Source organism: Dietzia sp. DQ11-71 (genome assembly GCF_014144995.1).
GTDB lineage: Bacteria > Actinomycetota > Actinomycetes > Mycobacteriales > Mycobacteriaceae > Dietzia > Dietzia kunjamensis.
Map to the genome: position 1 here is coordinate 1 of NZ_JAALDT010000149.1, position 5,103 is coordinate 5,103.

Annotated in this window: 7 protein-coding genes; 3 read left to right on the forward strand and 4 right to left on the reverse strand. The window is 72.0% G+C overall.

From position 1 onward, the window contains the following. Together G6023_RS06170 and G6023_RS06175 are read left to right on the forward strand one after the other, a co-directional pair. Positions 1–1,111: class I SAM-dependent methyltransferase (locus tag G6023_RS06170; RefSeq protein ID WP_182634502.1), on the forward strand; the 1,111-nt coding region annotated here is incomplete at its 5' end. A gap of 10 nt (positions 1,112–1,121) precedes the next feature. Then, positions 1,122–1,601 (forward strand): nitroreductase family deazaflavin-dependent oxidoreductase, encoded by a 480-nt coding sequence (locus G6023_RS06175; RefSeq protein ID WP_132063291.1) that lies wholly within the window; start codon positions 1,122–1,124, stop codon positions 1,599–1,601. 96 nt (positions 1,602–1,697) lie between these two features. On the opposite strand, the gene G6023_RS06180 is transcribed toward G6023_RS06175, so the two are convergent. Further along, on the reverse strand, positions 1,698–2,180 hold the full coding sequence (locus G6023_RS06180; protein ID WP_182634503.1) for a MaoC family dehydratase: 483 nt from the start codon (positions 2,178–2,180) through the stop codon (positions 1,698–1,700). Between the two features lie 64 nt (positions 2,181–2,244). Between G6023_RS06180 and G6023_RS06185 the strand changes: the two genes are divergently transcribed. After that, positions 2,245–3,012: a thioesterase family protein gene (locus tag G6023_RS06185; RefSeq protein WP_182634504.1), complete on the forward strand. Its 768-nt coding sequence runs from the start codon at positions 2,245–2,247 to the stop codon at positions 3,010–3,012. Here the strand turns inward: G6023_RS06185 and G6023_RS15920 are convergent. From G6023_RS15920 to G6023_RS06200, 3 genes are all read right to left on the reverse strand, one after another. Continuing rightward, positions 2,996–3,475 (reverse strand): GNAT family N-acetyltransferase, encoded by a 480-nt coding sequence (locus tag G6023_RS15920; RefSeq protein WP_241727720.1) that lies wholly within the window; start codon positions 3,473–3,475, stop codon positions 2,996–2,998. The genes G6023_RS06185 and G6023_RS15920 overlap by 17 nt on opposite strands. Positions 3,476–4,025: 550 nt before the next feature. Further along, positions 4,026–4,379, reverse strand: a complete 354-nt coding sequence (locus G6023_RS06195) for a cupin domain-containing protein (RefSeq protein ID WP_182634508.1) — start codon at positions 4,377–4,379, stop codon at positions 4,026–4,028. A gap of 56 nt (positions 4,380–4,435) precedes the next feature. Continuing rightward, positions 4,436–5,103 (reverse strand): L-lactate permease (locus G6023_RS06200; RefSeq protein ID WP_182634509.1); only part of this gene is annotated, 668 nt, incomplete at its 5' end.

The window sequence follows — 5,103 nt, forward strand, 5'->3', positions numbered from 1 at the left end:
CGCTGGCGTGGTGGGGCTCGGCGAGTCGTTCATGGCGGGCGACTGGGCCACTCCGGACCTGTGTGCCGCCATCGCGGTGCTGGCCCCGTGGATCGCCTCGAACGCCGACTGCGCGCACCCTGGTGAACGCGCGTACGGCCGGGAGGGTCGCGGCCCCGCCGGTGGCGGTCGTCGGCGTGGCGGGCCGGTCGCCGTGGAACTGGAGGATTCGGTCCCCGGCGCGCTGACCTCGCTGTACACGGACGAGACGATGTCGACCGCGGGTGCAGTGTTCGCTTCCGGAGCGCGCACCCGTGCCCGGTTGGACGACGGGACCGAGGTGGTACGCCTCGAAGCGCCGGCGGCTCCGCCGCACCGCACCGACCTCGGCGACGCCCAACGCCGGGCCGCGGACACCCTGTTGACGCTGGCCGGGATCGGGGAGGGGACCCGTGCCCTGGTCGCCACACCGGGGTGGGGCGAACTGCCCATGAGGGCTGCCGAGCGCGGGGCGCACGTCCGAACCATGACATCGTCGACGGAGAGACTGGCGACGCTCGGGTCGAGGTTCACCGCGGCAGGTCTCGACGAGGAGATCTCGCTGTTCCTCGGAGCGCCGTCGGAAGTCGCGGGCGCGGTCGACTCCGTCGTCGCGGTGGACCCCGGCATCACCGCCGGATCCGCCGGGCACGCCGAGGTCCTCGCCGTGGCCGCCCGGCTTCTCGGCCCGGGGGGCCGTCTCGCCCTCCAGACGACGGTCTCACCGGGTCGGCCCACCCCGGCGGTCGTGGAGCTGGCCGCGTGGGAGTCCCGTTACGTGTCCGAGGCGGGGCCCCCGGTGGGGTGGTCGGAACTCGTCGAGATGGTCGACCGGGCGCCCTGTCTGACGCTCCGGGGGCGGGTGGAGATCACCGCTCATCATGCGGAGACCGTGCGCCTGTGGTCGGAGACGTTCGCGCAGCGCGGACGCGATGCCGCCGCGCTGGGGTTCGACGCCGTCTACCGACGGATGTGGTCGTTCCACCTGGCGGCCTTGGAGACCGGGCTCCGCAGTGGATGGGTCGAGTCGGTTCAGCTGCTCGCGACGGCCGGTGAGGCGGTCCGGCGGCGCGCGGACGGGCGCACGACATAGGGTTTGCCCCATGGGCAACATCCTCACCCCGATCGCCGTGTGGTTCGGCCGACAGGACGCCACCCGGGAGAACTCCCACCTGGTCGTGACGGTGGACCGGTGGCTCGACCGGGTCACGCGCGGACGGGTGCCGCTTCTCCGGATCGCGGGGCTGCCCACTCTGACCCTGCACGTCCCTGGTCGCAGGAGCGGCGCACCGCGCAGCACGCCGCTGTTGTGCGCGTCGTGGGGGAACGGGCTGGTCGTCGTCGGCTCGAACTGGGGCGGGCAGAAGACCCCGGCCTGGGTCCACAATCTCCGGGCCGCCGCCGAGGGCGAGGTCGAGATCTCGGTCTACGGCGCGAGGCTGGTCGTCGACGTCCGCCAACTGACCGGTGACGAGCGGGACTCGGCATGGTCGGCGGCGGTCCGTGTCTGGCCGAACTACGAGATCTACGCTCGGCGCACCAGCCGCGAACTGCCCGTCTTCCACCTCACGCCCCGCCTGTAGTCGCGGGAGCGCGGGTCTCGCGGGAGCGGCGCGGGAGCGCGGGTCTCGCGGGAGCGGCGCGGGCGATCCGGTCACGTCCGCGCCGGGCGGCCCGGGTCATCCGCGACGGGCGACCATGTTCATCGCGGTGGCGGTGAGGATCGGATCCCCGTCCTGGTTGACCAGCGTGACATCGGTGGTGAGCACGCCGCGGTCCGGCTTGGTCCTGGACGGTCGGACCCCGGTGGTCTCGCAGAGCAGGCTCAGACGGTCGCCCGGCCGCAGCGGGCGCACCCACCTCAGTTCGTCGATGCCGGGGGAGGCCAGGCTCGCCACGCTGGTCAGGTAGTTGTCCGCGAACAGGCGCATCATCAGTGCGGCGGTCTGCCACCCGCTGGCGATGAGTCCGCCGAACGGGCCGGCGGCGGCCGCCTCGGGATCGGTGTGGATGCTCTGCGGGTCGTACCGACGCGCGAACTCCATGATCTCGTCGGCGTCGACCGACTCCTCACCGAACCGGTACCTCGCGCCCTCGGTGTAGTCCTCGAGGTACCTGTCGTCGATCGGGGCGGTGAACTCGTCGTACGTCTCGTCCTGCATCGTCTCTCCCACGTCGGTGTGTACGCTTTTTAGTTAATCACCACTCACCGACTGGAGGACGGAGATGGCGTACTTCGATCGCCTCGGGCCGGACAGATTCCGCCCGACCGAGCACGTCAGCGGAGCGTGGGACGAGTCGACCCAGCACATCGGACCCGCACTCGGTCTGCTCGTGCACGCCGTCGAGCTCGACCTGGCCGCTCGTCGCGACGATCCCATGGTGGTGTCCCGCCTGTCCTACGAATTGCTCGGTGTGGTGCCGATGGACATCATGGACATCCGGGTGGAGGTCGTCCGACCGGGGCGCACCATCGAGTTGGTCGAGGCCACCTGTGGGCACGGCGAGCGCACCGGCATCCGACTGCGGGCGTGGCTGCAGCAGCCCCGCGATACCGAGGCGATCGCGGGCGCCGGATTCGACCCGATCCCGCCGCCGGAGCGGATGGAGCCGTGGGACCCCACCACGATCTGGCGCGGGGGGTACCTCGCCTCGGTCGAGGTCCGGCGGATCAGCGACGGCCCCGGCCGGTCGCGGTACTGGGTCCGTACCGGCGTCCCACTCCTGACCGGCGAGGATGTCAGCGCACTGGCGCGGATGGCCGCGCTGTTCGACATCGCCAACGGGATGGCGGTCCGGGCCGATCCGACGTCGGTGCACTATCCGAACATCGACCTCACCGCGCACCTCACCCGCCCGCCGGCAGGCGAGTGGCTGGGGTTCGACACCCGTGTGACCTTCGGGCCCGGCGGACTGGGGCTGACGTCGAGCGTGATCCACGATGAGGCCGGACCGTTGGGGACCGTCGCCCAGTCGCTCACAGTCCGACCGTGAGCTGTCGGAGATAGCACCGCATGCCGGAGCCGGTGTCGGGGTCGCGGTCGGAGAACCCGTGCCGTTCGTAGAACCGACGGGCACCGGCGTCGTTGGTGTCCACGTTGATGAGTATCTCCTCGCCGCCCCGGGACCGCACCTCGTCGACGGCGCGGGCCAGCAGCGCGGTCCCCACCCCGTTCCCGCGGAGGTCATGACGGACGTAGAGTTCCTCGAGCTGTGCCAGCGGACCGTCCCACAGGGGGGTGGGGCGCAGGGTGAGGAACGCGAACCCGATGTCCGCCGTGTTCTCGCCGCCGATATCCGAGCCGACTCGAGCGAGGACCGCCAGGACGTCGTCCCGGCGCAGCAGGTACTCGAATCGGGCGGCGGCGGTGGGGCCGTCCGGGGTCTCCGCGCCGAATTCGGTGTTGAAGTCGAACAGCAGGCGCCCCAGTGACTCCGCGTCCGCGGGCGTGGCCATGCGGATCTCCGCCGGTTCGGCAGGACGCGCCGGGGCCTGCGCAGTGTCCTCTACAGATGGTGCGGCCGTGTCGAGTAAGTGGCGCAGGCGGTCGAGATCCTCGGCCACGGCGGCGGCGTCCTTCTCGAACTCGTGGTCGTCGCCGTCGGTCCCGCGCAGGGTGAACACCACCTCGCTCCCGTGCGGGTGGGGGAGGACCCGCAGGGGGTTGAGGGTGACCGTCCCGTCGGGGAGTGTGACCTCGTGGTCCAGGACACCGAACGCGTTGGTGGGCGCGAACCGGACGCGGACCTCGCCCATGGGGGAGTTGACGACGAGAATGTCGCCGTCGGATCGCACCTCACCCGCCGCGAGTCCGGCCGCCCACGACGGCAGGTGGGCGGGGTCGGCGGCGAGGGCGTAGACCTCGTCGGGGGAGCGGCGGATGACCACGCCCAGGTGCCGGGTGCGCATGGGACGAGTATCCGCCGCGTCCGCCGTCCGCGCCAGGGTGCAGCAGAGGCAAAGTGGTCAGACTGTGGCGCGGGTGGTCGGGATGTGGCGCGGGTGGTCAGGGAACGGCGGGCTCGTCGTAGCTGCCCTGGCCGGCGATGCTGGTGACCGTCGTCAGGAGGAAGACGGAATCGGCGAGCGCGGTGACGGCGTGGCGGTGGTGGGTGAGTGTGTGCAGTTCGCCAGCGGCGATGTCGGTGTCCCCCTCGCCCGTGACGCGGACGGCGCCCTGGAGGAGGTAGAGGCTCGCGGCCGGGGGAGAGTTGTGCTCCTCGAGTTCGGTGCCCTCCGTCAGCGCGAGCAGGGACTGCCGGAGCGGCCCCTCGCGAACGAGGATCTCGGCGTGGCGTCCGTGTGCGGACTCCTTCGCGCGGGCGAGGATGCGGTCGGCGGTCTCGGTCACATGGTTCATGGTGGAACTCACTGCCTCTCGGTGTGAACTGCCTCTTGGGTCGCGTGGTCCGCACCCTACGCCAGGACGGCGACCGCCGCGCAGAGCATGATCGTGGCGGCCACGACGGCGGTGGCCAGCGTCCGGGTGGCGGCGCCGGGGAGCCGGGTGTGTCCGGCCATGACCACGCCGACGGCCAGGGCGACGCGCGGGGGCGAGACGATGATGGCGAACGACCCGCCGACGTTCTGGCCGGCGAGAGTGACGAGGCTGTCGGCTCCCAGCCCGGTCGCGGCGCCGGAGGTGGCGGAGGAGAACATGGCCGCCGCGCCGGTGTTGGTGCCGGTGAGGTAGCCGCCCAGCGCCCCGATGGCCGGGATGCCGGCCAGTGACGCAGGTCCGAACCCGGACGCGAGATCGGCGAGGTGGGCGGCCATCCCGGCGGCGGCCATGACGACGCCGATGGACATGAACACGATGGCGTTGCCCGCTACGGGGACCCACGTCGCCAGTGCCGTCCGGACCAGGTTTGTCACGGGCGGGCCCGGTGTGGTGTAGACGCGGAGCGCGACGAGGGCCGCGACGTTCACCCAGAGGGCGGGGGAGGTGAGCCATCCCGTCCCGGCCGGGGCGCCGGCGAGGGCGAGCACGGCGCTGGCGCCGAGGATCCCCGCGAGCAGGACCGCGAACGGGATGAGTGCGCGCCCGAGCTCGGCGGTGACCGCGGGGAGAACGCCGTGCCGGG

What these genes read in the sequence shown, in the direction of transcription:
- G6023_RS06195 (WP_182634508.1), bottom strand. Translation starts at nt 4,379, where the DNA reads ATGAACCATGTGACCGAGACCGCCGACCGCATCCTCGCCCGCGCGAAG.
- G6023_RS06180 (WP_182634503.1), bottom strand. Translation starts at nt 2,180, where the DNA reads ATGCAGGACGAGACGTACGACGAGTTCACCGCCCCGATCGACGACAGG.
- G6023_RS06185 (WP_182634504.1), top strand. Translation starts at nt 2,245, where the DNA reads ATGGCGTACTTCGATCGCCTCGGGCCGGACAGATTCCGCCCGACCGAG.
- G6023_RS15920 (WP_241727720.1), bottom strand. Translation starts at nt 3,475, where the DNA reads ATGGCCACGCCCGCGGACGCGGAGTCACTGGGGCGCCTGCTGTTCGAC.
- G6023_RS06175 (WP_132063291.1), top strand. Translation starts at nt 1,122, where the DNA reads ATGGGCAACATCCTCACCCCGATCGCCGTGTGGTTCGGCCGACAGGAC.